This is a genomic window from Micrococcus sp. GbtcB5 (genome assembly GCF_019091605.1).
GTDB lineage: Bacteria > Actinomycetota > Actinomycetes > Actinomycetales > Micrococcaceae > Micrococcus > Micrococcus luteus.
This window is the reverse complement of the sequence record NZ_JAGXJK010000400.1, coordinates 1-241: the sequence shown is the minus strand read 5'-3', so window position 1 is coordinate 241 and position 241 is coordinate 1. Positions and strand designations below refer to the sequence as shown.

Genomic DNA, 241 nt, shown 5'->3' with positions numbered 1-241 from the left:
CGGCCAGGCGGCCGGCCCCCTCCTGCGCGGACGCGGCGCCCCCGGCGATGCGCTGGGCGCCGTCGTCGGCCTGGGCGGCGCCGTCCGCGAGGTCACCGGCACCCGTGGCGAGCTGGCCCGCGCCCACGGCCAGCTTGCCCGAGCCGTCGTGGGCCTGGACGATCCCGTCCTCCAGCCGGCTCGCGCCGTCCGCCGCGGAGGCCGTGCCGTCGGCCAGCTGCGCGGCACCGTCGGCGGCGTC

At 82.6% G+C, this 241-nt stretch carries 1 pseudogene; it reads right to left on the bottom strand.

From position 1 onward, the window contains the following. A pseudogene (locus KVS67_RS12870) lies at nucleotides 1-241 on the bottom strand (hypothetical protein); the annotation flags it as partial.